General features: G+C 72.3%; 2 protein-coding genes. Both read right to left on the reverse strand.

Translation table 11 applies throughout. The annotated features are described in order from the left end of the window. Positions 1 to 350: ATP-binding protein (locus E2C06_RS36400; RefSeq protein WP_165982918.1), on the reverse strand; the 350-nt coding region annotated here is incomplete at its 3' end. Beyond that, positions 347 to 1,393: an IS21 family transposase gene (istA, locus tag E2C06_RS36405; protein WP_133293376.1), complete on the reverse strand. Its 1,047-nt coding sequence runs from the start codon at positions 1,391 to 1,393 to the stop codon at positions 347 to 349. The genes E2C06_RS36400 and istA, both read right to left, overlap by 4 nt. Positions 1,394 to 1,474 lie beyond the last annotated feature (81 nt).

The raw sequence follows: 1,474 nt of genomic DNA on the forward strand, positions 1-1,474 counted from the left end.
TGCGTCTTGCCCACGCCGCTGGGTCCGAGGAAGACCACGTTCTCGGCCCGCTCGACGAAGGCCAGGCTGGTCAGCTCGGTGATCTGCTGGCGCGGCGCGCCGGTGGCGAAGCCGAAGTCGTAGCCGTCCAGCGTCTTGATCGCCGGGAACCCCGCGGTGCGGGCGAACATCTCCCGCGCCCTGGCCCGGCGCACCTCGCGCTCGCCGCGCAGGACCTCCTCAAGGAAGTCGCTGAAGGAGGTATCGCGGGCTGCTGCGGCCTGGGCCGCGGCGACATAGAGGTCCGGTACCGCCGCCAGGCGCAGTTCGGCGCAGAGCTCGCCGATGCGCTCATGCTGCGTCCCGCTCATGGCGCCACCCCCGGCATGCCAGGTGCGGCATACAGCGCGTCGTAGAGGGCCAGCGGGTGCTGCAGCCCAGTGACCGGCGGCCGCGCTGGTGACGGCGCCTCCGCGACGCGGCGGGGCAACTGGCCGCCATAGGGCGGCGGGATGGGGCCGAGCGCCTGGCGCTCCGCCTCCAGCCGGTCGGCAGGCACCTCGCCGGTCGTGGCGTGCACCCGGGCATTCGCCACCTCGCGCAGCCAGCGGCCCACCGCCAGGTTCGCCGCCGCCTGGTCCACTACCAGGCCCTCGGCGGCCATCCGGCTGGCCAGCGGCACCCAGAAGCTGCTCCGGAGGTAGCGAATGAAGCGTTCCACCTTGCCCTTGCTCTGCGCCCGGTAGGGCTGGCACAGCCGAGGCCGGAAGCCGCAGTGCCCGGCGAAGTCGAGGAAGCCGGGGTGGAAGCGGTGCTGGCCTTGGCCGTAGCGGTTCCGCTCCAGCACGACGGTGCGCATGTTGTCGTACAGCACCTCACGCGGCACCCCGCCGAAGGCCAGGAAGGCGTGCTCGTGACACGCCAGCAGCGTCTCCAGCCGCTCGTCCGTGACGAACTCGATATAGGCCGCACGGCTCCAGCCCAGCGTGGCGACGAACACCGAAAGCCGGTCGGCGCCGCGCCGGATCACCGCCCAGTCCACCTGCATCTGCTCGCCTGGCGCGGTCTCGAAGCGCACCACGGGCTCGGGCGCCGCCACCGGCCGCAGCCGGGCCAGGTGCTCCTTGAGAATGCTGTAGCCGCCCGCGTAGCCGCGCTCGCGCAACTCGCGCAGCAGCACCGTCGCCTCGAGCCGCTCCGGCGCCGCCGCGGCGACCCGTTCGGCGATGTAGCCCTCGAACGCCGCCAGCTTGCCCGGCCTCAACGGCCGTGACCGGTACCGCGCCGCCTCGGGATCCCGCAGGTAGCGCCGCACCGTGTTGCGCGACACGCCTATCTCGCGCGCGATCTCCCGCACGCCCTTGCCGTGCTTGGCCAACACCCGGATCTCCAATGCCAGCTCTCCCCCAAGCATCCGGGCCCCCATCGCGGTGACAGGGCACCCTAGAACCTGGGTCAGATTTCAACCGGCGACCGGGTCAGTTTCACTCCGGCG

This window comes from Dankookia rubra, from assembly GCF_004355005.1.
Classification (GTDB): Bacteria; Pseudomonadota; Alphaproteobacteria; order Acetobacterales; family Acetobacteraceae; genus Paracraurococcus; species Paracraurococcus ruber_A.

Coding starts and splice junctions, on each gene's coding strand:
- istA (WP_133293376.1), bottom strand. CDS start 1,393: ATGCTTGGGGGAGAGCTGGCATTGGAGATCCGGGTGTTGGCCAAGCAC.